Source organism: Rhizobium sullae (genome assembly GCF_900169785.1).
Lineage (GTDB): Bacteria > Pseudomonadota > Alphaproteobacteria > Rhizobiales > Rhizobiaceae > Rhizobium > Rhizobium sullae.
Window position 1 is genome coordinate 241,544 of the sequence record NZ_FWER01000009.1, and the last position, 25,463, is coordinate 267,006.

Annotated in this window: 26 protein-coding genes and 2 pseudogenes; 18 read left to right on the top strand and 10 right to left on the bottom strand. The window is 60.7% G+C overall.

Annotated elements, in window-relative coordinates; all coding sequences use genetic code 11:
• Entirely contained in the window at positions 1 to 873 is an 873-nt protein-coding gene (locus tag BN1800_RS10630) for a LysR substrate-binding domain-containing protein (RefSeq protein WP_086997236.1), read from the bottom strand.
• On the opposite strand from BN1800_RS10630, the pseudogene BN1800_RS10635 reads away from it, so the two are divergent.
• From BN1800_RS10635 to coaBC, 3 genes and pseudogenes are all read left to right on the top strand, one after another.
• Positions 814 to 1,239: pseudogene (locus BN1800_RS10635) on the top strand (SDR family oxidoreductase); the annotation flags it as partial. The gene BN1800_RS10630 and the pseudogene BN1800_RS10635 sit on opposite strands and share 60 nt — an antisense overlap.
• Positions 1,240 to 1,495: 256 nt before the next feature.
• Complete coding sequence (locus tag BN1800_RS10640) at positions 1,496 to 2,413, top strand: DMT family transporter (protein WP_086997119.1); 918 nt, start codon at positions 1,496 to 1,498, stop codon at positions 2,411 to 2,413.
• 77 nt (positions 2,414 to 2,490) lie between these two features.
• Positions 2,491 to 3,702: a bifunctional phosphopantothenoylcysteine decarboxylase/phosphopantothenate--cysteine ligase CoaBC gene (gene coaBC / locus BN1800_RS10645; RefSeq protein WP_086997122.1), complete on the top strand. Its 1,212-nt coding sequence runs from the start codon at positions 2,491 to 2,493 to the stop codon at positions 3,700 to 3,702.
• Here the strand turns inward: coaBC and BN1800_RS10650 are convergent.
• The gene (locus BN1800_RS10650) at positions 3,689 to 4,498 is read right to left on the bottom strand and encodes a class II glutamine amidotransferase (RefSeq protein ID WP_086997125.1); all 810 of its coding nucleotides are present in this window, start codon (positions 4,496 to 4,498) and stop codon (positions 3,689 to 3,691) included. The genes coaBC and BN1800_RS10650 overlap by 14 nt on opposite strands.
• Positions 4,499 to 5,016: 518 nt before the next feature.
• On the opposite strand from BN1800_RS10650, the gene BN1800_RS10655 reads away from it, so the two are divergent.
• The 6 genes from BN1800_RS10655 (at position 5,017) to otsA (ending at position 11,234) form a co-directional block, all read left to right on the top strand.
• Complete coding sequence (locus BN1800_RS10655) at positions 5,017 to 5,694, top strand: FadR/GntR family transcriptional regulator (protein ID WP_086997239.1); 678 nt, start codon at positions 5,017 to 5,019, stop codon at positions 5,692 to 5,694.
• Positions 5,691 to 6,980, top strand: coding sequence for a CynX/NimT family MFS transporter (locus BN1800_RS10660; protein WP_086997126.1), 1,290 nt, complete (start codon positions 5,691 to 5,693; stop codon positions 6,978 to 6,980). Before BN1800_RS10655 ends, BN1800_RS10660 begins: the two co-directional genes overlap by 4 nt.
• A gap of 98 nt (positions 6,981 to 7,078) precedes the next feature.
• The gene (locus BN1800_RS10665; RefSeq protein ID WP_086997129.1) at positions 7,079 to 8,572 is read left to right on the top strand and encodes a S10 family peptidase; all 1,494 of its coding nucleotides are present in this window, start codon (positions 7,079 to 7,081) and stop codon (positions 8,570 to 8,572) included.
• A 7-nt stretch (positions 8,573 to 8,579) separates the two neighbouring features.
• Positions 8,580 to 8,981 carry a GFA family protein gene (locus tag BN1800_RS10670; RefSeq protein ID WP_086997131.1) on the top strand — a complete coding sequence of 134 codons (402 nt, stop codon included), beginning with the start codon at positions 8,580 to 8,582 and terminating at the stop codon, positions 8,979 to 8,981.
• Between the two features lie 37 nt (positions 8,982 to 9,018).
• Positions 9,019 to 9,816, top strand: a complete 798-nt coding sequence (gene otsB, locus BN1800_RS10675) for a trehalose-phosphatase (RefSeq protein WP_086997134.1) — start codon at positions 9,019 to 9,021, stop codon at positions 9,814 to 9,816.
• Between the two features lie 44 nt (positions 9,817 to 9,860).
• Positions 9,861 to 11,234: an alpha,alpha-trehalose-phosphate synthase (UDP-forming) gene (gene otsA / locus BN1800_RS10680; protein ID WP_027510872.1), complete on the top strand. Its 1,374-nt coding sequence runs from the start codon at positions 9,861 to 9,863 to the stop codon at positions 11,232 to 11,234.
• On the opposite strand, the gene BN1800_RS10685 is transcribed toward otsA, so the two are convergent.
• A complete protein-coding gene (locus tag BN1800_RS10685) occupies positions 11,215 to 12,135 on the bottom strand; it encodes a choline sulfate utilization transcriptional regulator (RefSeq protein WP_086997241.1) in 921 nt (306 codons plus the stop codon). The genes otsA and BN1800_RS10685 overlap by 20 nt on opposite strands.
• A 235-nt stretch (positions 12,136 to 12,370) precedes the next feature.
• Here BN1800_RS10685 and betC point away from each other — a divergent pair, with 235 nt between their 5' ends.
• On the top strand, positions 12,371 to 13,885 hold the full coding sequence (gene betC / locus BN1800_RS10690) for a choline-sulfatase (protein WP_086997137.1): 1,515 nt from the start codon (positions 12,371 to 12,373) through the stop codon (positions 13,883 to 13,885).
• A 25-nt stretch (positions 13,886 to 13,910) separates the two neighbouring features.
• Here the strand turns inward: betC and BN1800_RS10695 are convergent, their stop codons facing one another.
• Positions 13,911 to 14,618, bottom strand: a complete 708-nt coding sequence (locus BN1800_RS10695) for a glutathione S-transferase family protein (protein WP_086997139.1) — start codon at positions 14,616 to 14,618, stop codon at positions 13,911 to 13,913.
• Positions 14,619 to 14,730: 112 nt separating this feature from the next.
• Between BN1800_RS10695 and BN1800_RS10700 the strand changes: the two genes are divergently transcribed.
• On the top strand, positions 14,731 to 15,627 hold the full coding sequence (locus BN1800_RS10700; RefSeq protein ID WP_086997143.1) for a LysR substrate-binding domain-containing protein: 897 nt from the start codon (positions 14,731 to 14,733) through the stop codon (positions 15,625 to 15,627).
• Positions 15,628 to 15,635: 8 nt separating this feature from the next.
• Here the strand turns inward: BN1800_RS10700 and BN1800_RS10705 are convergent, their stop codons facing one another.
• On the bottom strand, positions 15,636 to 15,938 hold the full coding sequence (locus tag BN1800_RS10705) for an ArsR/SmtB family transcription factor (RefSeq protein ID WP_086997146.1): 303 nt from the start codon (positions 15,936 to 15,938) through the stop codon (positions 15,636 to 15,638).
• Between the two features lie 51 nt (positions 15,939 to 15,989).
• Between BN1800_RS10705 and BN1800_RS10710 the strand changes: the two genes are divergently transcribed.
• The gene (locus BN1800_RS10710) at positions 15,990 to 16,934 is read left to right on the top strand and encodes a threonine/serine dehydratase (protein ID WP_086997148.1); all 945 of its coding nucleotides are present in this window, start codon (positions 15,990 to 15,992) and stop codon (positions 16,932 to 16,934) included.
• On the opposite strand, the gene BN1800_RS10715 is transcribed toward BN1800_RS10710, so the two are convergent.
• Positions 16,935 to 17,462, bottom strand: coding sequence for an Lrp/AsnC family transcriptional regulator (locus BN1800_RS10715; protein ID WP_086997151.1), 528 nt, complete (start codon positions 17,460 to 17,462; stop codon positions 16,935 to 16,937).
• Between the two features lie 81 nt (positions 17,463 to 17,543).
• Here BN1800_RS10715 and BN1800_RS10720 point away from each other — a divergent pair, with 81 nt between their 5' ends.
• Positions 17,544 to 17,930: a RidA family protein gene (locus BN1800_RS10720; RefSeq protein WP_086997154.1), complete on the top strand. Its 387-nt coding sequence runs from the start codon at positions 17,544 to 17,546 to the stop codon at positions 17,928 to 17,930.
• A 7-nt stretch (positions 17,931 to 17,937) separates the two neighbouring features.
• On the opposite strand, the gene BN1800_RS10725 is transcribed toward BN1800_RS10720, so the two are convergent.
• Complete coding sequence (locus BN1800_RS10725) at positions 17,938 to 19,521, bottom strand: peptide chain release factor 3 (protein ID WP_086997157.1); 1,584 nt, start codon at positions 19,519 to 19,521, stop codon at positions 17,938 to 17,940.
• Positions 19,522 to 19,611: 90 nt separating this feature from the next.
• Here BN1800_RS10725 and dut point away from each other — a divergent pair, with 90 nt between their 5' ends.
• Both dut and BN1800_RS10735 read left to right on the top strand, forming a co-directional pair.
• Positions 19,612 to 20,082 (top strand): dUTP diphosphatase, encoded by a 471-nt coding sequence (gene dut, locus BN1800_RS10730; protein ID WP_027510882.1) that lies wholly within the window; start codon positions 19,612 to 19,614, stop codon positions 20,080 to 20,082.
• The gene (locus tag BN1800_RS10735; RefSeq protein WP_086997160.1) at positions 20,079 to 20,978 is read left to right on the top strand and encodes a GNAT family N-acetyltransferase; all 900 of its coding nucleotides are present in this window, start codon (positions 20,079 to 20,081) and stop codon (positions 20,976 to 20,978) included. Before dut ends, BN1800_RS10735 begins: the two co-directional genes overlap by 4 nt.
• A gap of 25 nt (positions 20,979 to 21,003) precedes the next feature.
• Here the strand turns inward: BN1800_RS10735 and BN1800_RS10740 are convergent, their stop codons facing one another.
• Complete coding sequence (locus BN1800_RS10740; RefSeq protein ID WP_086997244.1) at positions 21,004 to 21,486, bottom strand: Lrp/AsnC family transcriptional regulator; 483 nt, start codon at positions 21,484 to 21,486, stop codon at positions 21,004 to 21,006.
• An 88-nt stretch (positions 21,487 to 21,574) separates the two neighbouring features.
• Between BN1800_RS10740 and BN1800_RS10745 the strand changes: the two genes are divergently transcribed.
• Positions 21,575 to 22,471, top strand: coding sequence for a DMT family transporter (locus BN1800_RS10745; protein WP_086997163.1), 897 nt, complete (start codon positions 21,575 to 21,577; stop codon positions 22,469 to 22,471).
• Here the strand turns inward: BN1800_RS10745 and BN1800_RS10750 are convergent.
• A complete protein-coding gene (locus tag BN1800_RS10750; RefSeq protein ID WP_086997166.1) occupies positions 22,458 to 23,018 on the bottom strand; it encodes a cysteine hydrolase family protein in 561 nt (186 codons plus the stop codon). The genes BN1800_RS10745 and BN1800_RS10750 overlap by 14 nt on opposite strands.
• Before the next feature lie 104 nt (positions 23,019 to 23,122).
• On the opposite strand from BN1800_RS10750, the gene BN1800_RS10755 reads away from it, so the two are divergent.
• Both BN1800_RS10755 and cysK read left to right on the top strand, forming a co-directional pair.
• On the top strand, positions 23,123 to 23,740 hold the full coding sequence (locus tag BN1800_RS10755) for a LysE family translocator (protein ID WP_086997169.1): 618 nt from the start codon (positions 23,123 to 23,125) through the stop codon (positions 23,738 to 23,740).
• Between the two features lie 134 nt (positions 23,741 to 23,874).
• Complete coding sequence (gene cysK / locus BN1800_RS10760; protein WP_086997172.1) at positions 23,875 to 24,837, top strand: cysteine synthase A; 963 nt, start codon at positions 23,875 to 23,877, stop codon at positions 24,835 to 24,837.
• Between the two features lie 44 nt (positions 24,838 to 24,881).
• Here the strand turns inward: cysK and BN1800_RS10765 are convergent.
• Positions 24,882 to 25,369, bottom strand: a pseudogene (locus BN1800_RS10765) (magnesium chelatase subunit ChlI family protein); the annotation flags it as partial.
• Between the last annotated feature and the right edge of the window lie 94 nt (positions 25,370 to 25,463).

Here is a 25,463-nt window from a genome sequence, read left to right on the forward strand (position 1 = left end):
TTAGCCTGCAGGATCCCAATAAGGCGGATCGCCGAAGGCTTTTTTCAGGTGATCGGCTATGGCGCGGAGTTTGGCGGAAGGGTTACGGCCTTCCGGATGCGCCATGTAGATGAACTCAGCTTCGGGCTTGTAGCCGACATCAATCTCGACAAGCTTGCCTTCGCGGATTGCCGGACCGGCAATGAAGGTCGGCAGCAGCGCGATCCCGAGACCGGCGATTGCCGCATCGCGAAGCATGTCGCCATTATTGATACCCATCGCCAGCTTCGCACGCACGACGATTGCACCCTCCGGGGTCTGGAAGCGCCAGTCCGCGATACCGCGATTAGTGTAGAACAGGCCTCGATGATCGTCGAGATCGGCCAATGTCGCCGGTGTCCCATGGCGGTCGAGATAGGCCGGGGAAGCCGTCAGAAGACGGCGGCTGCGCGAGAGCTTCCAGGCCACCAGGCGTGAATCGGCGATCGGCCCATGGCGGATGATGGCGTCGTAGCCTTCCGACGAGGCGTCCACGCGACGGTCATCAATGTCGAGCGTCAGCGCGATTTCGGGGTGCTCCGCCAAAAACGGATAAAGCGCCGGACCAAGATGGAGGCGACCGAGGGTGACAGGTGCTGCAATACGCAAGGGACCGGCGAGCGTACCTCGGCGTTCGGCCATGTCGGCTGCGGCCTCTTCTATCTCACGCAGGATTCGAAGCGCACGCTCCATAAAAGCCGTGCCGTCTTCCGTCAGCGTTAGCTTGCGTGTCGTGCGGTGAAGCAGCAAACCGCCAAGTGTCTTTTCCAGATCAGCCAGCCTTTCGCTGACAACGTCAACCTCACCGCCTCTTTCCTGGGCGCCAAGCACCAGATCGCGGAAATGGCGAAACACAGCGGCGGCTCGGTGATCTTCACCTCTACCTTCGTCGGCTACAGCTTCGCCTTCCCGGGCGTTGCCGCCTACGCCGCCAGCAAGTCCGGACTGATCGGCCTGACGCAGGCACTTGCTGCCGAGTTCGGCCCGCAGAATGTCCGCGTCAATGCCATCCTGCCCGGCGCAGTCGATACCGACATGTATCGCGAGATGAACGATACGCCGGACAAACAGGACTTCATCACCAATCTGCACGCCCTGAAGCGCGTCGCAACGCCGGAAGAGATAGCCCGCTCCGTCCTCTACCTTGCCTCCGACGACTCGAGCTTCGTAACAGGCACGGCTTCGCTGCTCGACGGCGGCGTTTCAATCACTCGCACGTAACCGCAGCGCGATTATCTGCCACCCAAACCACCAGGGTTATCGCGAACGCTTTTGAATGCACGTCGACCTATCAACAGCTGCATGAATCCTCGGCTATCACCAATGGATTCATGCAACTTTCCAATCCGAAATACCCCTTCCTGTTGGCCTCTTCCAGCGATCAAGGCTGGAAAACAGATGTCGCGGCTGAGACTTGCCCGCATATCACTCGAGCATCCTTTTTGCTTTTCGGGCACCCTCGACCCTCAGGTGAACCATGCTCATCGGTGTCCTTTGCGGCCTCGCCACATGCGCTTTGTGGGGACTGACTTTCGTCGTGCCCCGTGCCATTGCGCCATTCAACACGATGGACCTGACAATCGCGCGCTACGGGCTCTTTGCCGTGGCGAGCGTGGTTCTGATGGTCAATCCACGCTTCCGGCCGAGGAACATAAAGCCTCGGCTTGCAGTCACCGCACTGCTTCTCGGCGGTGTCGGCTATGTCGGCTATTTCGTCAGCGTCGCCTATGCCGTTCGGCTTGTAGGCGCTGCCATTCCGCCGCTCGTCATCGGGACCATGCCGGTGATTCTCGCAGTCATTGCGAATTTTCGCGACCGCTCCGTTGCCTGGCAGATGCTCGCCCTGCCGCTGCTCTTGATTGCAGCGGGCATCGGTTGGGTGAATGTCTCGATCTTTTCCGCCACGCCTTCCGGCGATGAGGCAGCGATCATCCTGGGTATCGGCTCAACGCTGATCGGTCTTGCATTGTGGGTCATTTACGGACTTGCGAGCACGGCGGCAATGCAGTCGCCGGAGGCGCCGGATATCCTGCAATGGACAGGCCTTCAGGGTATCGGCGCAGGTATCGGTAGCCTCGTGCTCATCCCATTCACTTCGATCGGCACGGACATCGTCTTCACAGGCGCCGAGCTTTTACGATTCATTCTCTGGTCGCTCATCATGGGGCTCGCCGGAGCGTGGTTGGCGACGCTGCTCTGGATGATCGCTTCGAAGCGGCTGCCGCTTGCGCTTGCCGCGCAGTTGATCGTTGCCGAAACGATCTTTGGACTGATCTTCGGCTTCCTCTTCGAGCAACGCCTGCCGACGCTCGCGGAAGCAGGCGGCTCCATTCTCCAACTCGCGGGCGTCGGACTTGCGATCGCGATCTTCACGCCGAATGGCCGGAGAGCTTAGGCGCGCCGTGATGATTGCATGTTATCCGCCAAAGGCTTAGGGTCGGCAGTGGTCAACAAGGCGACGGGTAGAAGGCCATGGCTCTCAGCGGCAAACGCATCCTGCTTATCATTTCAGGCGGCATCGCGGCCTATAAAAGCCTCGACCTGATCCGGCGCCTGCGCGAGCGCGGGACCTCGGTACGTCCGGTGATGACGAAGGGCGCGCAGGAATTCGTGACGCCGCTTGCCGTCGGTGCGCTTGCTGCAGACCACGTGTTCACCGATCTCTTTTCGCGGCAGGACGAGCAGGATGTCGGCCATATCCGGCTTGCCCGCGACTGCGACCTCATTGTCATCGCGCCGGCGACGGCCGATCTGATGGCCAAGATGGCAAACGGTTTCGCGGACGATCTGGCCTCGACCGTTTTGCTCGCGACGGACAGGCCGGTCCTTGCCGCGCCGGCGATGAACCCGAAGATGTGGTCGCACGCGGCGACGAAGCGGAATTTCGGCATCCTGAAAAGTGATGGAATCCATTTCGTCGGGCCGATGGCGGGCGAGATGGCAGAGGGCAAGGAGGTCGGCACCGGCCGCATGGCTGAACCGCTGGAGGTCGTAGCCGCCGCGGAAGCGCTGCTTGACGATGGACCGAAGCCGCTTGCAGGGCGCAGGGCGATCGTTACCTCGGGACCGACCCACGAGCCAATCGACCCGGTCCGCTACATCGCCAATCGCTCCTCCGGCAGGCAAGGGCACGCGATTGCCGCATCACTTGCGAGGCTCGGCGCGGATGTGACGCTCGTCTCCGGACCAGTGGCGATTGCCGATCCCGTCAGCGTCAGGACGATTCATGTCGAGCGCGCCGAAGAAATGCGCGATGCGGTGCTCGCGGCGCTGCCGGCCGATATTGCCGTCATGGTGGCGGCCGTGGCCGACTGGCGCGTGGCCTCTGCCGCCGATCAGAAGATCAAGAAGCATCCGGGCGAGTCCATCCCGACGCTGTCTCTCACCGAAAACCCGGACATCCTTAAGACCGTCGGCCACCACACGATGCGACCAAAGCTGGTGATCGGCTTTGCCGCCGAGACGCAGGATGTGGAAAGCAACGCCAAGGCCAAGCTCGAGCGCAAGGGCGCCGACCTGATCGTTGCCAACGACGTTTCTGCGGCGACGGGCATCATGGGCGGCACGCGCAACAGCGTGAAGCTGGTCAGCCGAAGCGGTGTCGAGAAATGGCCCGATCTCGCCAAGGAAGAGGTTGCGGAAAAGCTGGCGGCGCTGATTGCCGAGCGCTTCAGGCAGAAATAGCGATATCCGCCACGACGCCGCTGCGCTTTTCCGGCTTGAAGGCGGCGACCTCGATGCCGTTCTCGCCAATCGTAACTGCGCTACCGTCCGGTATTTCGGTCCAGGCATCGATGTCGTCGTTCAACGGCTCGGAAACAAGGCAATGTCCCTGGCGCATCGGTGAGGCATAAAGCGTCGGCGCCCTTCGATCGGTTGCATAACGAATTCCGTACAGCGACCGTCCGTCGGAAAACGCGGCAGTGAAACGCAGATGGGCTCTGCCCAGGATGTTTTCAGCAAGCCCTTCGACGAAGCTCACCATTTCCGCCATCGCAACGAGCGGCGCCTGGCGCAGACCGAATTGCAAAGCGAGCAGGAACATCAGCTCGGAATCAGTCGTGCCGCTGCGAACATTGAAGAGCTCGTCATCGAGCATCGCCTCCATGGCACGGCGCAGGCGCTCGAAGCCGCCGATCTGGCCGTTGTGCATGAAAGACCAATTCTCGTGCGTGAAGGGATGGCAATTATCGCGCCGTGTGCCGCCTCCTGTGGCTGCTCGAACATGGGCCAGGAAAAGCGACGAGCGGATTTGCCGTGCCAGGCTCTTCAGATTGCAGTCGGACCATGCGGGAAGGATGTCGCGATAGCGGCCCGGCTCCGGCCGGTCGCCATACCAGGCAATACCGAAGCCGTCGCCGTTCGTTGCGGTCTTGGCGCGGGTGGCGCAATGGGATTGTTCGATGAGTGAATGGGCGGGAGAGGACACCAGTTCCTCGAGATAGAGGGGGTCTCCACGATAGGCTGCCCAGCGACACATGCTTTTCTGACTCCGGAACCCGCCGTCTCAGCAACGGGACTGATTGGAAATGCCCGATCGATTGTCGAGCGCGATGGTGAATAAAAACTTAACGATTGCAAATTTTGCAAGGCGGCATGCGGGTTGGAAACACTGCAGGCGATCACATTCGGCGATCACGTTTCTTCGTTTGTGAACATTGCCTCTCGGCCGCGTCACGGCGGTCATCGCAAGAATTTCCCTTGCATCATCGAAATTTTTCCTTACCTTTTAATCATCAGCAACAGAACGAAAGGAAGGTGATCCAATGTCTAATGAGATTTCGGACCTCGTAACGGGCATGGGAGAGGTGACGAAAGCGAGGCAGCCCTCGCTCTAATCCCCGCCTTCCTGGGGCCGCCTTGACGGTCCAGGCCAGTTAACAGGCCAAACTCATGGAAAGGGTCGCTGAGGCGGCCCTTTTTATTTTGCAGATTTTCTTTGACAGGCGCCGAGGCACTGGCATATTCATAAAGTCATCTGATGACTTTGAATATGCCATGCAGCCGCTCAACAAAACAAACTTGGCCGAGACCGCGATTGAAGCAATCCGCGGCGAGATCCTCGCGAAGCGATGGAGCGTCGGCGACAAGCTGCCGAACGAGGCGGCACTTTCCGCCGCGCTGGCAGTCAGCAGGGGCACGATCCGTGAGGCCGTGCGCGTGCTTGTCTCTCAGGGCCTGCTCGAAACGCGGCAGGGCTCCGGAACCTACGTCCTTTCGACGATGGATGCGACTCGGCCGCTGACGATGGCCCGGCGCGCAAGCCTGCGCGACCAATTCGAAGCGCGTTGCGCCCTGGATGTCGAGGCGGCCCGCCTCGCTTCGCTGCGGCAGACGCCGGAAATCATCACTCGGCTGCGCGACCTTCTGGCCAAGCGCGGCAACTACGAAGGCGGCGACAAGGCGGCTTTTATCGAGCGCGATCTTACCTTTCATAAGGCGATCATCGCAGCCTCGGGCAACCGGGCGATGATCGAGATCTATGACTTCTTCTCGGCTTCGATCGCCGAAACCATCGAGGCAACGCTCGGGCAGGATATTCCCGAACCCGACATGCAGGCGCACGTTAGTATCATCGATGCCATCGAGACCGGACGCCCTGCGAAAGCTGATGCCGCCGTGCGCCGCTTCATGCAGCCGGTGATCGCCGCCCTTGAACGAATGATTCTTTCATGACCACCTCCAGTTCGGATACAGCCGAGGCTCTCGACGCCATCGACGAGCAGTTGATCGATGCCGAGGCGGACAGCATTCCCGCACCGGAAGCGCCTGCACAGTCGACAGCGGCAAGCCGCATCATTCTCGGCGTCAGTCTGTTGCTCATTGCCTTTAACCTTCGCCCGGTCTTTTCCAGCGCATCGGCGCTGCTGCCGGAAATTCGCTCAGGTCTCGGCCTTTCGGCTCTCGGCGCGAGCCTGCTGACCACGCTTCCCATCGTTTGCCTGGGTGTCTTTTCGCCGCTCGCGCCAAAGCTGGCACAGCGCATGGGTGCCGAGCGAACGCTCCTCGGCGTGCTGTTGCTGCTGGCGCTCGGCACGGCCATGCGCGGGCTATCCTCTGTTCCGCTTCTCTTTCTCGGAACAGCACTCGCTGGTGCTTGTATCGCCATCGGAAACGTCCTGCTTCCCGGCCTGGTCAAGCGCGACTTCGCCGACCGCACCGCGCTGATGACCGGCTGCTACACGATGGCGCTTTGCGCCGGCGCGGCGAGTGCTGCCGGTTTCACGCTGCCGATCGAGCACACGCTCGACGGATCGCTGGAGGGCGCTCTTGCCGCCTGGGCATTGCCCGCCTTCGTCGTCGCTCTGATCTGGCTTCCCCAGGTTCTCGGGATTCCGGCTCAGCCGCGCCGGAGCGGCTTCAGAGTCGAGGGGCTTTGGCGCGACCGGCTTGCCTGGCAGGTCACGCTTTTCATGGGCCTTCAATCAGCGCTGGCCTATTGCGTCTTCGGCTGGCTCGTGCCGATCCTTCGCGAGCGCGGACTCGACGGTGTGACTGCCGGCGCCATCGTTTCGGTATCAGTCGTGGTGCAGGCTGCTGCTTGCCTCGTGACGCCGCATATTGCCGTGCGCGGCAAGGACCAGCGGCTGATCAATGCGTCGCTTTGTATCATTGCCGTGGTAGCCCTGCTCGGCTTGCTCTTCGCGCCGCTTTCGACGGTCTGGCTTTGGGCGGCGCTGCAGGGAATAGGACAAGGCGGCCTGATTGCAGTCGCAATGACGACGATCGTGCTGCGCTCGCGCGATGCGCATGTCGCAGCTCACCTATCCGGCATGGCACAATGCGTCGGCTATCTGCTGGCCGCTGTCGGCCCGCTGATCGTCGGGCTCATTCGCAGCGCCACGGGAGGTTATGCCTGGTCCGCGATACTCTTCGTTCTGCTCGGACTTGGAGCCGCGATCAACGGCTGGAATGCCGGACGTGCACTGTACGTCAATGCGCGGACGATCCAGAAGACGTAAGCGCCCTCCTCACCTGCATATCACCATCTCTTGATACCGCTCTGGGATCGCAGATGTTACGCTGCCGCTGATCGTGTTCCATCGCCCAGGAGGAAAGAGTGTCCTTCCGATCTGCCATCCTGTTCGCCCTGCTGGCTCTTGCCGCACCTGCTATCTCGAATGCCCAGGAGCGGACCGGCGTGTTGAAGCTGTTGCCGTCCGATTCCGTGACCCAGCATGAGCGGAACATCGGTGGCCGCAGGCTGGCCTATACGGCGACGGCGGGCACGCTCGACCTCTTCGGTCAGGACGGCTCGCGGACAGGCGCGATATTCTACACCGCCTATACCGCCAAGGAGGGTGCAGCCGACCGGCCCATCACGTTCGCGTTCAATGGTGGTCCGGGTGCTGCCTCCGCATTCCTGCATCTTGGGCTCGTAGGGCCGCGCATATTGGATTTCGGCCCGCAGGCCCGGGACGGCGCAAACGCGAAGCTCGTCGATAACCCACAGAGCTGGCTCGATTTTACCGATCTCGTGCTGATCGATCCGATCGGCACGGGATGGAGCCGCACAGCGAGAGCCGACGACGCATCGAATTACTACAACGTCAGCGCCGATGCGCAGAGCATCGCAAAGGCGATCGCGCTTTATGTCGCGCATAACAATCGCTCAGGCTCACCAAAATATCTTCTCGGCGAAAGCTATGGCGGTTTCCGAGCGGCGAAGGTCGCTGCAGCCCTTCGGCAAAGCCAAGGCGTCATCGTCTCCGGCGCGATCATGCTCTCGCCGTTGCTAGAGGGCCAGTTGATGTTCAATGCAGACCGGTTTGCACTTGGGGCTGCTCTCGAGTTCCCGTCGCTCGCCGCCGCTGAAGCCGAACGCCGCAAGACCTTCGACGAGAGGACGCAGCAGGACGCGGAGAAGTTCGCGCTCGGCGAATATCTGACGACCCTGGCCGGCCCGGCGCCGGTGGGGGACGCTGCGAAAGCATTCTATGGCAAGGTCTCGGCGATGTCCGGCATTCCCGAAGACGTCGTCACCCGAAACCGCGGCTTCCTGGGCAACGCCTTTGCCAAGAATTCCGCCAGGTCGCTAGGCGAGGTGATGAGCCCCTACGATGCTTCGTTCGCAACGCTGGACCCTTATCCGGAGTCAGACTCCGATCGCGGTGACGATGCGGTCCTCGACGGCTTCACGCGCGCTTATGGGGGCGCTTTTGCCGATTACGCGCGCAACGAACTCGGCTTCAAAACCGAGATGACCTATGCGCTGCTCGAAAGCGACGTCAGCCGTCAGTGGGAATGGGGGGGTGGACGCGGCGGCGGATCGCGGCTGCAGGCGAGCATAACGGACGACATCCGCGAATTGCTGGGTTCCAATCCAAGCTTTCATTTGCTGATCGCACATGGTTACAGCGATATCGTCACGCCCTACGGCGTTAGCCGCTATGTCGTGGATCATCTGCCTGAAAGCCTCACCCGAGGCCGTGTAAGCCTGGACGTCTATCGCGGCGGCCATATGTTCTACACCAATGTGGAAGCGCGGGCCGCCTTCACCGCCGATGCCAAGGCCTTCTATGGCCAGCATCCGGCGACGCAGCTGGCGGATTGAGGAGCCGATGCACGTTACCGGTGGATGCCATTGCGGCGCGGTTGCCTATGAGGCCGAGATCGATCCGGAGCGCGTCAGCATCTGTCATTGCACGGATTGCCAGCGGCTGACAGGGACGGCTTATCGCGTCAGCGCGGTTGCGCGGCAGGAGGACTTCCGGCTTCTCTGCAGCACGCCGAAAATCTATGTCAAGCATGGCGAAAGTGGCGCGCGCAGCCGGCAATTCTTCTGCCCGGATTGCGGTTCGCATCTCTATCGCATGGGAGAGGACAACGCCTTCGTTGGCATCCGCGTCGGCACGATCGATCAGCGGGCCGAGCTGCGGCCGCGCAAGCAGATCTGGTGCCGCTCCGCTCTACCCTGGACCGCCAATATCGAAGGCCTGCCGCGTTTCGAAACGGAAAGCTAGGGTTGCCTGAAGCGGGGCCTGACATAGATAGAGCCTCATGTCATACCAGAAGCAGTCTCTCAGCGCCTCGAAACCGGATACGGCTTCAGGGAAAGATTCTATTCTCGCTATGCTCTCCGCCGAGCCGGAAAAATGGGCTCTCTTCCTTGATATTGACGGGACCTTGCTCGAGCTAGCCGAAACGCCGGACGACATAGTCGTTCCGCCGTCGCTGCCTGCAAATCTCGACACCTTGTCGACAAGGCTCGAGGGTGCACTAGCCCTCGTGACCGGCCGGCGGCTTGATTATGCCGACCAGCTTTTTTCGCCGTTTCACTTTCCGATCGCTGGGCTTCACGGCGCCGAGCGGCGGGACCCGGATGGACGCGTGCGCAAAGTCGAAGTAACAGCGGAATTCGAGCGGCTGAAGGAGGATCTCACCGCCGAGACTGCAGGTTGGGCCGGAGTTCTGATCGAGGATAAGGGAGCGGCAGTCGCCGCACATTATCGGCTTGCGCCAGAGAGGGAGCTCGAACTCGAACCATTGATGGAACAGGCGCTTAGCCGAGCGGGACCGAATTGGACGATCCAGCACGGCAAAATGGTTATCGAAATTCGTCCCGCCAGCGCCGACAAGGGCCATGCGGTCGAAGCCTTTCTCGCACAGCCGGTCTTTGCCGGCAGACGCGCCATTGCGATCGGAGATGACGTGACCGATGAAGCGATGTTTCGCACGGTCAACCGGCTTGGCGGCCATTCGATCCGCGTCGGGCCGCTTTCGCCTGCGAGTGAAGCGCGCGGCTCCATCCCCTCTGCCGAGGCTTTGCGCGGCATCATTGCGACATTGGCCTCCTGAAGATTTGAGCACTCGTAATATTTTCTTGTATGAAAGGAACTGGCATGGGCCGTCTCGTCATTGTCTCCAATCGCGTGCCCGTTCCCGACAAGGGCGGCATTGCGCCCGCCGGCGGGCTGGCAGTTGCGCTGAAGGCAGCCCTCGAAGAGCGCGGTGGCATATGGATGGGCTGGTCGGGAAAATCGAGCGGCGAGCATGAGCCGCCGCCGCTTGCACGGCTGCAGCAAGGCAATATCACCTATGCACTGACGGATCTGACCGATACCGATGTGGATGAATACTATCACGGCTTTGCCAACCGCGTTCTCTGGCCGATCTGTCACTACCGGCTGGATCTCGCGGAATACGGCCGCAAGGAGATGGCCGGCTATTTCCGCGTCAACCGTTTTTTCGCCCATCGACTGGCGCCGCTGATCGAACCCGACGACCTCATCTGGGTGCACGACTACCACCTGATCCCGCTCGCTGCAGAGCTGCGTCAAATGGGTCTGAAGAACCGCATCGGCTTTTTCCTTCATATTCCCTGGCCGCCTGCGGACGTAATCTTCACGATGCCGGTTCACGAGCAGATCATGCGTGGCCTCTCGCACTACGATGTCGTCGGCTTTCAGACGGATCACGACCTTGAGAATTTTGCCGGATGTCTCAGACGGGAAGGTATCGGCGACGAGCTTGGCGAAGGGCGCTACAGCTCCCACGGCCGGACTTTCAAGGGTGGCGCCTATGCGATCAGCATCGAGACTGCAGCCTTTGCCGAATTCGCCCAAAAGGCCGCGACCAACAGCATGGTCAAAAAAGCGCGTCTAAGCATAGAAGGCCGCAGCCTGATCATCGGCGTCGATCGTCTCGATTACTCTAAGGGAATCACGCAGCGTATCGACGCTTTCGAGCGCTTCATCCTGGCAAACCCAGCGCAGCAGGGGCGCGTCACCTATCTGCAGATCACGCCGAAATCCCGCTCCGAAGTGCCGGAATACGAAGCCATGCAGCGCACCGTGGCCGAGCAGGCCGGCAGGGTGAACGGCGCTCTCAGCGCCGTCGATTGGGTGCCGATACGCTATATCAACCGCTCCGTCGGCCGACACATCCTTGCGGGCCTTTACCGGCTCGGCAAAGTCGGCCTCGTGACGCCGCTCCGCGACGGGATGAACCTTGTAGCGAAGGAATATGTGGCCGCGCAGGACCCGAACGATCCGGGCGTGCTCGTACTTTCGCGTTTCGCCGGTGCCGCCCGTGAATTGAAAGGCTCCCTACTGGTCAACCCTTACGACATAGAGGGTACGGCAAACGCGCTGGCGCGCGCGCTCAGCATGCCTATGGAAGAGCGCAAAGAGCGCTGGCAGATGATGATGGACCATTTGCTGGAACACGATGTTTCGCGCTGGTGCCGGGATTTTCTCAAAGATCTTGCGCCTTGACCGGGTCCATGCCTGCCTCAGAGATCAGCCAGGCAGCAAGCCGATCGGTCTCTGCGCTCTGCGCTTTCGGCGGCAAAAGCCAGTAACCGCGGTCCTTGGCCTCCAGCATCGGTCCGGCCGCGACGAGCATACGTGACGAGAGCAGCGAATCGACCAGACCCATCCAGCCGATCGCCAGCCCCTGCTCACCGATCGCCGCCTGCACGACGAGCGAATAGGTGTTGAAACTGAGCTCGCCCTGCCCTACGGCCGCATCACGGCTGATGCCGAGTTCGGCGAGGTAACTCTTCCAATCGAACCACGGCGACGGCGCGCGCGAATCGAGATGCAGAAGACGCGCGCCGGCAATCTCGAACGGATCGAAGAAGGGGCCGTTCCGATCCAGAAAGCCTTGGGTGCAAATCGGGACGACCCTTTCCGGCAGAAGTAGCGTTGCGTTTCTGCCGAATTCCTGCCGCGTTCCGAAGACGACGGCAATGTCGCCATCCGACGGGCCCTGCTCCATGCGCTGCGTCGCGACGATCTGGATGTCCATTTCCGGATAAAGCAGGCGGAAGGTATGCATACGCGGAATCAACCAGAGCGACGAGAAAGCATAATCCGTTCTCAGCCTGATCGCGGGGCGTTCGGACTGGCTGCGGAAGCTGCGCACCAACGCGTCGACATCATCGACCGTGCGTGAGGCGACGTCGAAAAGCCGGCGTCCCTCCGGCGTCAACTCGACACCGCGATGCTGCCGCTGCAGGAGGCTGACGCCCATCTGCTCTTCGAGGCGGCGGACCTGATAGCTGACGGCAGGCTGGGTCAGGCCGAGAATGCCGGCCGCAGACGAGAGACTGCCCATTTTCCCCACCGCTGCAAATACGCGAACCCATCCAAGGTCGATTGGTCGCTCCGCCATAAAAAATCCTTTGATCATCCATTGAAAAAAGCCAGCTTCACAAAGGAAACCAAACTGATGTTCAATAAATTGCTCGAATAACAGAGGAACTGCAATGAAAAGAATTTTACGCATGAACCGGATCGCTGCAGGCTTCCTTCTCTCCACCGTCTCCAGCGTGATCGCTTGACGGAGAGCCTGCTGCAGACGCAGTAAAAAGTTCTCGCGGCCTCTAATATCCAAGGACAGACTACGCATGGCGCGCCCGAATATCCTTATCTTGATGGTCGATCAGTTCAACGGGACCTTGTTTCCGGACGGACCGGCCGAATTCCTCCATGCGCCGCATCTGAAGGCATTGGCGGAGCGCTCCGTGCGCTTCGCCAATACCTATACGGCAAGCCCGCTCTGCGCGCCGGCGCGGGCTTCCTTCATGTCCGGCCAACTCCCAAGCCGGACGCGCGTCTATGACAACGCCGCGGAATTCGCTTCCGACATCCCAACTTATGCGCACCACCTGCGGGCCGCCGGATATCAAACGGCGCTTTCCGGCAAAATGCATTTCGTCGGCCCGGATCAGCTTCACGGCTTCGAGGAACGGCTGACGACCGATATCTATCCTGCCGATTTCGGCTGGACGCCCGACTATACGAAACCCGGCGAACGGATCGACTGGTGGTATCACAACCTCGGTTCGGTCACCGGCGCCGGTGTCGCCGAAATCACGAACCAGATGGAATATGACGACGAGGTCGCCTATCACGCGACCCGCAAACTCTACGATCTTTCACGCCGTCAGGACGAGCGGCCGTGGTGTCTGACTGTCAGCTTTACACACCCGCACGACCCTTACGTTGCGCGGCAGAAATTCTGGGACCTCTATGAAGACTGCCCGGCGCTCGACCCGCAAATCGGACCAGTCCCCTTCGACGAGCTTGACCCGCATTCGCAGCGCCTGCTCGAGGCGTGCGATTACGAGGCCTTCGACATTACGCCCGAGCAGATACGCCGGGCGCGGCAGGGCTACTTCGCCAATATCTCCTATGTGGACGAGAAAATCGGCGAAATCCTCGACGTGCTTGAGCGCGGACGGATGGCGGAGAACACCGTCATCCTCTTCGTCTCCGATCATGGCGACATGCTCGGCGAACGGGGCCTCTGGTTCAAGATGTGCTTTTTCGACGGGTCTGCGCGCGTCCCGCTAATGATTGCCGCACCCGGCTGGAACGCAGCGCGAATCGATCAGCCGGTTTCGACGCTGGATGTAACGCCGACACTGGCGGGCCTTGCCGGTCTAGACATAAGCTCGCTCACGAAATGGACGGACGGCGAGGATCTGGCGCCGCTCGCTATGGGCACGGGCAGCCGCGGGCCTGTGCCGATGGAATATGCGGCGGAAGGCTCGATTGCGCCGCTCGTCTGCCTGCGCGCCGGGCGCTATAAGCTGTCGCTTTGCGAAAAAGACCCGCCGATGCTCTTCGACCTTGATGCCGATCCGCACGAACTTAAGAACCTCGCTGTCGACCCTGCCTATGCCGCGATGCTCACGGCATTGACCGAAGAGGCAAGCAAACGCTGGAATCTCACAAGCTACGACGCAGCGGTGCGCGAAAGCCAAGCACGCCGCTGGGTCGTCTATGCGGCGCTGCGCAATGGCGCCTATTATCCCTGGGATTACCAGCCGCTGCAGAAGGCATCCGAGCGCTATATGCGCAACCACATGGATCTCAACGTGCTGGAAGAGAATCAGCGATATCCGCGCGGAGAATGACCCGCACGGACATTTTTGCAACGTATCAGGCTGCCTGCTTCAGGTAGCCCAACGCTTCATCCAGCGAGACGTGACCGAGGAAGCGGCCGCTGCTTTCGACCTGTTGTTCGTGTTCTATCGCCAAGGCGAAGCGCACCGCCGGATTTTCCTGCAGCCTTTCATAAAGGCTGTTCAATGCCGGGAATTGCTTGCGATCCACGACATTATGGAAGTCGTTCCAGCGGGCGATGCCGGCGAAATAAGCGTCAGCAAGGCTGGGTCCTTTGTCAAGCAGCCACATGCGGCCGTCAAGGAGCTGCTCGAGTTCGCTATGCACCTTCTCGACCTTGGCAACGCCATAGGCGACCAGTGCCTTCTTTGCCTCCGGCTCCAGCTCGTGTTCGATCGAATACCAGAGGGGGCTGAAGGCGTTGAAAAAGCTGGTGTTGAGATAGGCAAGCATCTGGTTCAGCCTGTCGAACTCAGCGCTGCCCTGTGCAAAGCCAAGACCCTTGCCGATATGGTCGGAGGCGATGCAGTTGAGAATGGCCATGCTCTCGTTGATGACGCGGCCATCGCCAAGCATGAGCGAAGGTGTTTCGCCGATCGCGTTGATGCGTTTGTAGTCGTCACCCGATACCACCTTCGGCATCTCGACACGGCAAAGGCGATAGGGTTTGCCTAACCATTCGAGCGCGACGATGGAGCCGAAGGAGCAGCCTTCCGGCACGCCGTAAAACAAAATCGGAGACATTCATCATTCCTTTCAGTTTGAACTGATTTCACGATCGGAATATCGTTTTGTAGACGATCAGTGAAAAGCAGCCAAAAATGCACATCAAAGTCTATGAATTTGGAAGATCGAATTGACCTCCTTCAATCTCAATGACCTCAACCTCTTCGTTCATGCAGTCGAAAGCGGCAGCTTCACGGCCGCTGGACGGCGGCTTGGTGTTCCAAAATCAACGGTGAGCAAGCGGGTTGCGGAACTGGAGGCGAAGCTGGGCGCGCGACTGATCCAGCGCACCTCGCGCAGCTTTTCGCTCACAGATTTGGGACGCGATTTCTTCGAGCACGCCCAGGCATCCGTGATCGAAGCAGAGATGGCGGAGAGCATTGTTCGATCGCGTCTCAGCGAGCCGAGCGGCACGGTGCGTATCACGGCCTCGGTGCCGACTTCGCAGTTTACGCTCGCGGAGCATCTACCGGAACTCGCAATCCGATATCCGAAGCTCAAGGTTTCCCTGCATGTCACCGATCGCTTTGTCGACATCATACAAGAGGGCTTCGATATTGCAGTACGCAGCCATCAGCTGCCGCTTGCCGATTCAAGCCTCGTGCAGCGCAAACTGGCGGAACACGAATTCTTTCTTGTTGCCGCACCATCCTATGCGGACAGGCACGGGGTTCCGCAAAGGCCGGAAGAACTCGTGGCGCATGCTGCCGTCATGCCCAGCCTCTCCGACACGGTCTGGCGGCTTTTCTCCACCTCGGGGGAAGAGACGTTGGTCAAACCACACTCAGTGATGGCAGCCGACGAACCTTTCGTCTTGCTGAGAGCTGCAGCGGCGGGAATGGGAATCACCATTCTTCCGACGTCCGTCTGCCGAGAGCCTATCGAGCAAGGTCAATTGCTCCGTATCCTGCCCGAATGGACAGCGGGTAGGATCGCGACAACGGTGCTCGTGCCGCACCGGCGTGGCCAACTGCCATCGGTACGCGCCACCGTCGAATTCCTGAGTGAGCGGCTGGGGCGGCTATGAGCGCCCGGTTATAGGCTTGCGAAAAGCCCCTGCTTCAGCGCCGCGATGCGCTCCTCGTTGCGGCGATAGAATATCCATTGCTTGATACGCTTGGCATGCACCAATTCCGCCTGCACGAGGATACGCATATGTTCGCTGAGGGTGGCGGCATTTATCCCGAGTTTGCGGGCGATCAGCAGCGCGCACACGCCATCCTCGACCAGGTCGCCATCAACCTGCGGCTCGAAATGAAGCCGTGGCTGCTTCAGCCATTCGAGAGTAATGAGGCGCTTTTCATTCGCCAGAGCTTTGAGAACATCAACATCTTGCATTTCGTCATTTTGCCAAGTAACAAAATATTGTCAATCCACGGGAGAGCCTGCATGCCGATCGAAACCGCCCTTTCTCTCGAACGCATTGCCGAAACCGAAGGGCTGATCCGCCCCTATATCCGCCGCACACCCGTCATGCGCGTCGACATGCACGATTTCGGCGGAGCGCCGCTCAAGGTCGATCTCAAGCTCGAATGCCTGCAGCATTCCGGCTCCTTCAAGGCACGCGGCGCCTTTTCCCACCTCCTGACGCGGCAGGTGCCTGCAACCGGCGTCGTGGCAGCCTCGGGCGGCAACCACGGCGCGGCCGTTGCCTATGCCGCATCGCAGCTTGGCGTCCCGGCCACCATCTTCGTGCCGAGCGTCTCCTCGCCTGCCAAGTTGGAGAAAATCCGCGCCTACGGTGCCAATCTGGTTACCGGCGGCGAGCGTTACGCCGATGCGCTAGCGGCGAGCGAGACCCATGTGCGGGCGAGCGGCGCGCTTGCCATACATGCCTACGACCAGGTCGAGACGCTCCTCGGCCAGGGAACGCTTGGCAAGGAGATCGAAGAGGACGTGCCGGACATCACCACATTGCTGGTCGCGGTCGGCGGCGGGGGATTGATCGGCGGCATCGCCGCGTGGTTTCGCGGCCGGGTGAAGATCGTGGCCGTCGAATCCGACGGCGCGCCGACCCTCTACGAAGCCTTCAAGGCCGGCAAACCGGTGGACGCTCCGGCAGGCGGCATCGCGGCAGATTCGCTCGCCCCGAAACGGGTTGGCGAACTGATGTTTCCCCTCGCGCAGCAATTCGTGCAGCCGCCGGTGCTGGTAACGGATGACGATATCCGCGCTGCCCAGAAAACCCTATGGGAAGGGGCAAGGGTCGTTGCCGAGCCGGGAGGTGCTGCGGCATTCGCAGCCGTGCTTTCCGGCAAATATGTTCCGGCGCGGGATGAGCGCGTCTGCGCATTGGTCTGCGGTGCCAATACTGCAGCGGTGAAGTTCGACTGACTATTCCGGCGCCAACGGCACAGAGGGCCACTCGGCCGTCACTTGCGCCTGTACCGGCCGGTCGAGATAGGTGGAGAGCGCGACATAGCTGCGCGTGCCGCGAACGCCCGGCACGGAATGAATCTGCCCGAGGAGAAATTCCAGCGCCTGCGGATTTTCCAACCGCACCTTGAGGATCATGCTGGTATCCCCGGCGACCGAGTGCATTTCTTCCACTTCCGGAAACCGGCTGATCTGCATCAGCTGTTCGCTCTTGCCCCAGCCAGCCGCCTCCACATGCACGAAGGCCAACAACGGCTTGCCGACTGCTGTACCATCAAGCCGGGCGACCACATCCCGGATGACGCCGGACCGCTTCAGCCGCTTGACCCGTTCGTGCACCGACGGCGGCGAGAGCCCCACCTTCTCCCCAAGCGCGGCGTAGCTCTGGCCCGCATCGGCGGCGAGCGCCGCTAATATCTTTCGGTCGAACGGATCGATTGAAGCGCTCTCACGCCGCTTTTGCCGAATGCCTTCTGTATTTTCCATCCACACGTCTCCTCTGCTTTTCAGCCGAACTTTATTCGGCAAGATAGCGGCAAGGCCATATAGAGTTCCAGAGGAGCAGAAATGGAAATGATCGTTCGCAATCCACGCGACGGCATCTATGCCGCAACGCCTGATTACGTGCATGCCATGGAGGTGCGTCAGCCTGAACGTCTTGTCTTCGTCAGCGGAACGATGGGCCTTGACCCCGCTGGCAGAGCCGGCGCCGACCTAAACTCCCAACTCCACCTGATCTGGTCGAACCTCAGGCGAATTCTGGCAGAGACTCAGATGACCACGAAGAACATCGTGCGAGTGACCAGCTACCTGCGCGACGTATCCTTCACCGAGGCAAACCAGAATGCACGGGTGGCGGCGCTCGGAGAGCATCGGGCGCCGACAACAGCCATCGTCGTCGAAACGCTGCAAGACGACTGGCTGGTCGAAATCGAGATCATTGCCGCAGCGTGAATGGAAATCACGCCGCATTGGCGATGTGATATTCCTTGATCGCGACCATCTTGATCGCTGGATAGCGCTCCGCCTCGTAGCGCAGCGAGAAGCTGTCCTGCGCCAAGAACACCGGATCGCCGTCGAGATCGCGGGCGATATCGCCGCGTTTGACCGTCAGGAACTTTTCGAGTTCAGCCGACTGATCGGCCGAAATCCAGCGGCAGACCGAAAAGCGCGACATTTCAAAGGAAACCGGTAGGCCGTATTCCGCCTGCAGGCGCTCCTTCAGCACGTCGAGCTGTAGCGCGCCGACAACACCAACGATCGCCGGCGAACCGTCTTCCGGAGAAAAGAGCTGGACGACGCCCTCTTCGGCCATCTGCTGCAGGGCTTCCTTGAGCTTCTTTGCCTTCATCGCATCTTCAAGACGGACACGGCGAAGGATTTCCGGCGAGAAGTTCGGTACGCCCTGGAACACCAGCGCTTCGCCTTCCGTCAGCGTATCGCCAATGCGCAGCGTGCCGTGGTTCGGAATGCCCACGACGTCGCCAGCAAAGGCGGTATCCGCAAGCTGCCTCTGCGAGGCGAAGAAGAACTGCGGCGCGGTTAATCCCAGCTGCTTGCCGGTGCGTGACAAGCGCGCCTTCATGCCGCGTTCCAGCTTGCCGGAGCAGATGCGGGCAAAGGCGATGCGGTCGCGATGGTTTGGGTCCATGTTGGCCTGGATCTTGAAGACGAAGGCCGTCATCTTGTCCTCGGACGCATGCACCGTCCTTAAATCGGCAACCTGATCGCGCGGCGGCGGCGCGAAGTCTCCAAGCGCGTTGATGAGATCGCGGACGCCGTAATTGCGAAGCGCCGAGCCGAAGAAGACCGGCGTCATGTGACCCTCCAGGAATGCCTTGCGGTCGAACGGCCGGCAGGCCTCCATCGCGAGCTCCGTTTCGTCGATAAACACTTGGCGTTCGTTTTCCGGCAACCGATCAGCGACGTTCCGCGGACCGTTGACCGGCGTTGCTTCCACTTCCGTGTCTGAACCGCGCACAGTGTTGGTCGCCAGATGATATGAGCCGCAGAACGTTTTGGAGCGGCCGATGGGCCAGGTGATCGGCGCGGTATCCAACGCCAGTTTCTCCTCCACCTCATCTAGGATCTCGAACGGATCGCGGCTTTCGCGGTCCATCTTATTGATGAAGGTGATGATCGGGATGTCGCGCATACGGCAGACTTCGAAGAGCTTCAGCGTACGCGGCTCAATGCCTTTGGCGGCGTCGATGACCATGACGGCCGCGTCCACCGCCGTCAGCGTGCGATAGGTGTCGTCCGCGAAGTCTTCGTGGCCGGGCGTGTCGAGGATGTTGAAGACGTTGTCGCCATATTCGAAGGTCATGACGGAGGTGACCACCGAGATGCCGCGCTCGCGCTCGATCTTCATCCAATCCGACCGGGTCTGGATGCGGTCCTTCTTCGCCTTGACCTCACCGGCGAGCTGGATTGCGCCGCCGAAAAGCAGCAGCTTTTCGGTGAGCGTGGTTTTGCCCGCATCGGGGTGCGCGATAATAGCGAATGTGCGGCGGCGGGAAACCGCCTCGGCGAGGCTTTCGGCCATGGTGTGAATCCTGTGGAATTGCCGCGTATCTAGCGATTAAAGCCGACCATTGCAATTGACCTTGGGCGTCCTGGCGCAAAGTAATGGCTCATGACCATTCACAACGACATCCGCCCGCAGCTCAACCTTGTCCGTTTGCCGAACGGCGAAGGTCTCGACCTGCCCTCCTATGAAACGAGCGGCGCCGCCGGCATGGATCTTCGGGCGGCTGTTGCCGGCAACGAACCGATGACGCTTGCGCCCGGCAAGCGCGCACTGGTGCCGACCGGCTTCATTTTCGAGATTCCGGATGGCTACGAAGCGCAGATCCGCCCCCGCTCCGGCCTCGCCTTCAAACACGGCATCACCTGCCTCAACACGCCAGGCACGATCGACAGCGACTATCGCGGCGAAGTGAAGGTGCTGCTCGTCAATCTCGGCGATGAGACTTTCGAGATCACGCGCGGTATGCGCATCGCGCAGATGGTGATCGCCCCGGTCACGCAGGTGCGGGTTGCGGAGGTCACCCAAAGCAGCGCAACTGCGCGCGGCGCCGGCGGCTTCGGCTCGACCGGCATATGAGCAAGTCTTTCGACAGTGCCGGGCTGACCTTTCGTCAGGACTATTTCGATGATCTGGCGGCATGGGCCGCGCTCGTCTCTCTCCTCGACGATACATTCGGCATTGACATCGGGCCGCTGCAACAGCTCGGCGGCCCGGATCCGACAAGCATGCCTTTCGGCTGGTTTGCCGCCGACGGCACCCTTGCCGCCAACCTGTCCGCCTTTGCCATGCCGCTCGTCATCAATGGCCGGCAGATCAACGCGGCCGCCTTTCAATCCGGCGCCGTCCGCCCGCCGTGGCGCGGGCGCGGGCTTTACCGCGACGTGACACGGAAAGCGCTTGAATGGTGCAAGAGCCAGCAGTTCGAAGCTATCGTGCTCTACACTGACAAGCCCTCGCTCTACCAACCTTACGGCTTCCGCAGCCTGCCGATGCAACGCTACTCCGGGGCAGCACCAAAGCTACATCCCGCGACAGAGCCTGCCCGGCCGCTCGATCCGAGAAACGGGACAGAACTTACCCCGTTGCAACAAGCGCTGACGACGCGTGCGCCGGTTTCGGATGTGCTGGCTGTTTCGGGCAATGCAGCGATGTTTCTCATCAATACGCAACTCGATCCCGACGTTCGTTTGAGCTGGCTCGATGCCGAGCAAGCCGTCGTCGCGTGGAAACCCGGAGAGGCTGGCCGCTTCAGCCTGCTTGACGTCGTCGCTGCGGAAATTCCGCCGCTTGCCGTCATCCTCGGCGGGCTCGGCGTGACACCTGAACATGTCGACGTCTTCTTTTCGCCGGACAAGCTTGAGTGGCGCGGAGAGGCGCTCAGCTTCGACAACGGTACGGCCTTCATGATCCGGAGCACGGCTGATCTCGCGCCTGCGTCTCCCGCGATGCTCTCGCCGATGGCGGACTTCTAAACGGTCCAGCTCACGGGCCATCGACTCAGCGGGTCGAAAGCGGCGGCAGGCGGCGTTTGACGGGGGAAGCCTTGATCATCGAGGTGTTGGTCTCGGCCTTCTCGGCCACCTTGTCCAAAATACCATCGAGTTCTCCCATCGAGCGGACGACGAGGCGGGCGATGAAGCAATCGTCGCCGGTCACCTTGTCGCATTCGATGAATTCCGGCGTCTCCTGAATTATGCGTTCGACAACGTGCAACTGTCCCGGCAGCGGTCGGACACGAACGATCGCCTGCAGCGGATAGCCGAGGGCGGCCGGATCGATATCGATCGTGAAAGCCTTGACGATGCCGCGCTCCTCCAGTCTGCGCAGCCGTTCCGCAGCGCTGGGCGACGAAAGGTTGGCGGCCTGCGCCAACTCCTTCAGCGAAATGCGTGCATTCTGCGCCAGCGCATCGAGGAGACGCTGGTCGATGATATCCAAGCGAGACACCTCATTAGCCACCAAAGCGATTTTACCTTTCATTATTAGGAGAAGACCGATTATCGCGCATTGCAGATTATAGAAGTTGGCATCCAAACACAATAATCTCCAACACACAAAGGAGATCGCAATGCAGAACGATATAGGAAAAGGCACGGTTGAGATGACGGCCGCAATGGTAATCTCGGGGACGATCGGCTGGTTCGTCGTCATGTCCGGCCAGCCTGTGAGCGGGGTCGTTTTCTGGCGTTGCCTGTTTGGTGCTGCGAGCCTTCTTGTCGTCTGCGGTGCCCTCGGATTCCTGAAGCCCCGCATTCTCTCGCCGAGAACTTTCGGCATCGCCGTTCTCGGCGGGGTCGCCATCGTGCTGAACTGGCTGCTGCTTTTCGCCTCCTATTCGCACGCATCGATCTCGATCGCGACCACCATCTACAATACCCAGCCCTTCATGCTGTTGGCGCTTGGCGCCGTATTCCTCGGCGAAAAGATCACGGCAGCGAAACTCTTTTGGCTGGCCCTCGCCTTTGCCGGCATGATGGCGATTGTCGAGGCAAAACCTGAGGCCGGGGGCATTTCAGCAAGCTACGGGCTGGGTATCGCGCTGGCACTTGGAGCCGCGTTCTTCTATGCGCTGGCGGCACTTGCTGCAAAGTGGCTGAAAGGTACACCGCCGCATCTGATCGCGCTCATTCAGGTTTCGACCGGCATTCTCATGCTGGCGCCCGTGACCGACTTTTCGGACCTGCCGACGACCGCCGGATCGTGGTCCATTCTGGTGGCGATGGGCGTCGTTCACACCGGCTTGATGTATGTACTGCTCTACGGCGCGATCCAGAAGCTGCCGACACATCTCACCGGCGCGCTTTCCTTCATTTATCCGATCGTTGCGATCGCGGTGGACGGCCTGGCTTTTGGCCATGCATTGCAGCCGCTGCAGATCCTCGGTGCGGCAATCATCCTTGTTGCGGCCGCCGGCATGAATCTCGGCTGGACGCCAGGGCGTTGGCTGCGGCCTATCCGAAACTGATCGCAGCCGCCTTCGCAAGCCGGATTTCGTGGCTGCCGGCATCGAACTCATCGAGCACGGCGTTGTGATGGGCGATGATCTGCTCGAAGCGGAGTTCGCCTATGTCCGCGGTCATGTGCCCATCGGAAATTAGCGTCACGTCGTAGCCGAGCGAAACGGCGCGGCGTGCGGTGGTATCAACGCAGAACGGGGTCATGCAGCCGCCGACCACCAGCCTGGTGATGCCGCTCTCCTTGAGGCGCTGCTCAAGTTCGGTTTCGAAAAACGAGTCGCAGCTGCGCTTGTGAACGACGATCTCGCGATCTTGAGGCGCAATCTCGTCACGCAACTGCCAGCCTTCGCTGCCTGCCGCAAGACGGTGGGACGCATGCCCGTCATGCTGGACGATGACGACCGGTGCATTCACCGCGCGAGCCTTCTGGAGAACCTCTGCGAGACGCGCCACCGTCTCGTCCAGCGCCCTGTCAATCAAGGGCTGGCGTGTGGGGCTTCCGAGGCCTTTCAAGATGGCATTCTGAACATCGATGAGCAGCAACGCGGTTGTCATTTGTTTTCTCCTTTTCGGCGCCCGTTTATCTGATTCGATCGTGTGACTTCATCTTGAAAGCAGCCCATAGCATCAGTAAAAGAAGCTGCCTGAGGAGAGCAAAGATGACCGTTGCAGCCCTGCTTGCCTATAGCGGCGCCCTTTTCATCGCCGCGATCATTCCCGGACCCGGCATCACCGCGATCGTCGCCCGCGCGCTCGGCTCGAATTTTCGCGAGACCTTTTTCATGGGTCTCGGCCTTGTTCTCGGCGACATCACCTATCTGACGGCGGTGATCCTCGGGCTCTCATTCGTGGCGCAGACCTTCACCGGGATTTTCCTCGTCATCAAGTTCGCCGGCGTCCTTTACCTCTGCTACATTGCCTACAAGCTCTGGACCGCAGGTCTTTTGCCGCAGGATATTGCCGCACGCAAATCGAGCAGCGTCGGAATGTCCTTCCTGTCCGGCCTGCTGGTAACGCTCGGCAATCCGAAGACGATGCTCTTTTACGTCGCCCTCGTGCCGACGCTGATCGACATCAACCATATCGGCCTTCATGAATACGGCATACTTCTGATCGCAACCTTCGTCGTGCTGCTGGTGGTTTTGATCCCCTATATGCTGCTTGCGGCGCGCGCCCGCACGATGCTGAAACAACCGCGTGCGCTGCAAGCGCTCAACCGGGTTGCGGCAAGCATCCTGGCCGGAACGGCAGCCTTTATCGCCGCGCGCGCTGCCTGAAAAAATCATTCGACAAAGCATCGTTTTCAAACGATTTTTTCTCTTGGACAGCGGTTCCGTGGATCAAGGCCCTCTGGCCTGCTTCGGCCTTTGACCCTATTCTCTCGCCCAACAATCATTAAGGGAGCGCACTCATGTCGAGAAAACCGGGCCGCGGCCGCATCTACTCGTCGATCACGGAAACCATCGGCGATACGCCGATCGTCCGCCTCGACAAGCTCGCCAAGGAAAAGGGCGTGACGGCCAATCTGCTCGCCAAGCTCGAATTCTTCAATCCGATTGCTTCCGTTAAGGACCGTATCGGCGTCGCCATGATCGAGAGCCTTGAAGCGCAAGGCAAGATTGCGCCCGGCAAGACGACGCTCATCGAGCCGACCTCCGGCAATACCGGCATCGCGCTCGCCTTTGCCGCCGCCGCCAAAGGCTACAAGCTGATTCTCACCATGCCGGAGACCATGTCGGTCGAGCGCCGCAAGATGCTGGCGCTGCTCGGCGCCGAACTCGTGCTGACCGAGGGGCAGAGGGGCATGAAGGGCGCAATCGCCAAGGCGGAGGAACTTGCGGCGACGCTTCCCGACGCCATCATTCCGCAGCAGTTCGAGAACCCGGCCAACCCGGAAATCCACCGCAAGACGACGGCCGAGGAAATCTGGAACGATACGGAGGGTGCCGTCGACATCCTCGTTTCCGGCATCGGCACCGGCGGCACGATCACCGGCGCCGGCCAGGTTCTGAAGTCGAAGAAACCAGGCATCAGGGTAATCGCCGTGGAGCCGGAGGAATCTCCCGTTCTTTCCGGCGGCCAGCCGGGACCGCACAAGATCCAGGGTATCGGCGCAGGCTTTGCGCCGGCCATCCTCGATACGAAAATCTATGATGAAGTCGTCACCATCAACAGCGCGCAGGCGATGGAAACCGCGCGCCTGGTCGCCAGGCTTGAAGGCGTTCCAGTCGGCATTTCCTCGGGCGCGGCGCTGGCGGCAGCAATCAAGGTCGGCAGCCGCGAGGAAAATGCCGGCAAGAACATCGTCGTCATCATCCCGTCCTTCGCCGAGCGCTATCTTTCGACCGCCCTTTTCGAGGGGCTCGGAAACTGAGTTTTCCAGCGGAATTCGGGTACGCTTCGGCGCCCCTTTTTCCGTCAGGCCGCCGCCGTCAACCGTTCGCCCGCAAGACGATGGGAAATTGCCTCCGCCAGATGAATGCGCCCGACGTCGCCTTGCCATCCAGATCGGCAAGCGTCCGCGCCACCTTCAGCACGCGGTGGTAGCCACGCGCTGAAAACCGCATTTTCTCGGCAGCGTCGCGCAACAGTTGGAGGCCGCTAGCATCCGGCTCGGCGTATTTTTCGATCAACGCGGTCGAGCATCGGGCATTCGTGGCGATGCCGCCGAGGCCCGCTGCGATGAAGCGATCCTTCTGAATTTTCCGGGCACGGGCGACCACGGCAGCACTGGTTTCCGCGGGCATCGGCCAGATGCGATCGGTCGCGGACACCGCCGGAACGTCAATGCGGATATCGATGCGGTCCATCAGGGGAAAAAGCGGCGGCAGAATGGAAGGCAGCCGCGCGGCAAGCATCGACTTACCTGAGCCGGGCGGACCAACCATCAGCGCGATATGCCGACCTGTCCGCATTGCGCCGCCAGTAGGAGAGATCGGCGTCGGGTTGGATGAGTGACCGCTTTGGGGCCGGTTGCTGCCGGGCAGCTCATGGCCATAA

What these genes read in the sequence shown, in the direction of transcription:
- BN1800_RS10735 (WP_086997160.1), top strand. Translation starts at nt 20,079, where the DNA reads ATGAGCAAGTCTTTCGACAGTGCCGGGCTGACCTTTCGTCAGGACTAT.
- BN1800_RS10710 (WP_086997148.1), top strand. Translation starts at nt 15,990, where the DNA reads ATGCCGATCGAAACCGCCCTTTCTCTCGAACGCATTGCCGAAACCGAA.
- BN1800_RS10750 (WP_086997166.1), bottom strand. Translation starts at nt 23,018, where the DNA reads ATGACAACCGCGTTGCTGCTCATCGATGTTCAGAATGCCATCTTGAAA.
- BN1800_RS10685 (WP_086997241.1), bottom strand. Translation starts at nt 12,135, where the DNA reads ATGGCGGAGCGACCAATCGACCTTGGATGGGTTCGCGTATTTGCAGCG.
- BN1800_RS10705 (WP_086997146.1), bottom strand. Translation starts at nt 15,938, where the DNA reads ATGCAAGATGTTGATGTTCTCAAAGCTCTGGCGAATGAAAAGCGCCTC.
- BN1800_RS10755 (WP_086997169.1), top strand. Translation starts at nt 23,123, where the DNA reads ATGACCGTTGCAGCCCTGCTTGCCTATAGCGGCGCCCTTTTCATCGCC.
- cysK (WP_086997172.1), top strand. Translation starts at nt 23,875, where the DNA reads ATGTCGAGAAAACCGGGCCGCGGCCGCATCTACTCGTCGATCACGGAA.
- coaBC (WP_086997122.1), top strand. Translation starts at nt 2,491, where the DNA reads ATGGCTCTCAGCGGCAAACGCATCCTGCTTATCATTTCAGGCGGCATC.
- BN1800_RS10660 (WP_086997126.1), top strand. Translation starts at nt 5,691, where the DNA reads ATGACCACCTCCAGTTCGGATACAGCCGAGGCTCTCGACGCCATCGAC.
- BN1800_RS10640 (WP_086997119.1), top strand. Translation starts at nt 1,496, where the DNA reads ATGCTCATCGGTGTCCTTTGCGGCCTCGCCACATGCGCTTTGTGGGGA.
- BN1800_RS10720 (WP_086997154.1), top strand. Translation starts at nt 17,544, where the DNA reads ATGGAAATGATCGTTCGCAATCCACGCGACGGCATCTATGCCGCAACG.
- BN1800_RS10695 (WP_086997139.1), bottom strand. Translation starts at nt 14,618, where the DNA reads ATGTCTCCGATTTTGTTTTACGGCGTGCCGGAAGGCTGCTCCTTCGGC.
- otsB (WP_086997134.1), top strand. Translation starts at nt 9,019, where the DNA reads ATGTCATACCAGAAGCAGTCTCTCAGCGCCTCGAAACCGGATACGGCT.
- otsA (WP_027510872.1), top strand. Translation starts at nt 9,861, where the DNA reads ATGGGCCGTCTCGTCATTGTCTCCAATCGCGTGCCCGTTCCCGACAAG.
- BN1800_RS10650 (WP_086997125.1), bottom strand. Translation starts at nt 4,498, where the DNA reads ATGTGTCGCTGGGCAGCCTATCGTGGAGACCCCCTCTATCTCGAGGAA.
- BN1800_RS10740 (WP_086997244.1), bottom strand. Translation starts at nt 21,486, where the DNA reads ATGAAAGGTAAAATCGCTTTGGTGGCTAATGAGGTGTCTCGCTTGGAT.
- BN1800_RS10725 (WP_086997157.1), bottom strand. Translation starts at nt 19,521, where the DNA reads ATGGCCGAAAGCCTCGCCGAGGCGGTTTCCCGCCGCCGCACATTCGCT.
- BN1800_RS10715 (WP_086997151.1), bottom strand. Translation starts at nt 17,462, where the DNA reads ATGGAAAATACAGAAGGCATTCGGCAAAAGCGGCGTGAGAGCGCTTCA.
- BN1800_RS10745 (WP_086997163.1), top strand. Translation starts at nt 21,575, where the DNA reads ATGCAGAACGATATAGGAAAAGGCACGGTTGAGATGACGGCCGCAATG.
- BN1800_RS10670 (WP_086997131.1), top strand. Translation starts at nt 8,580, where the DNA reads ATGCACGTTACCGGTGGATGCCATTGCGGCGCGGTTGCCTATGAGGCC.
- dut (WP_027510882.1), top strand. Translation starts at nt 19,612, where the DNA reads ATGACCATTCACAACGACATCCGCCCGCAGCTCAACCTTGTCCGTTTG.
- BN1800_RS10655 (WP_086997239.1), top strand. Translation starts at nt 5,017, where the DNA reads ATGCAGCCGCTCAACAAAACAAACTTGGCCGAGACCGCGATTGAAGCA.
- betC (WP_086997137.1), top strand. Translation starts at nt 12,371, where the DNA reads ATGGCGCGCCCGAATATCCTTATCTTGATGGTCGATCAGTTCAACGGG.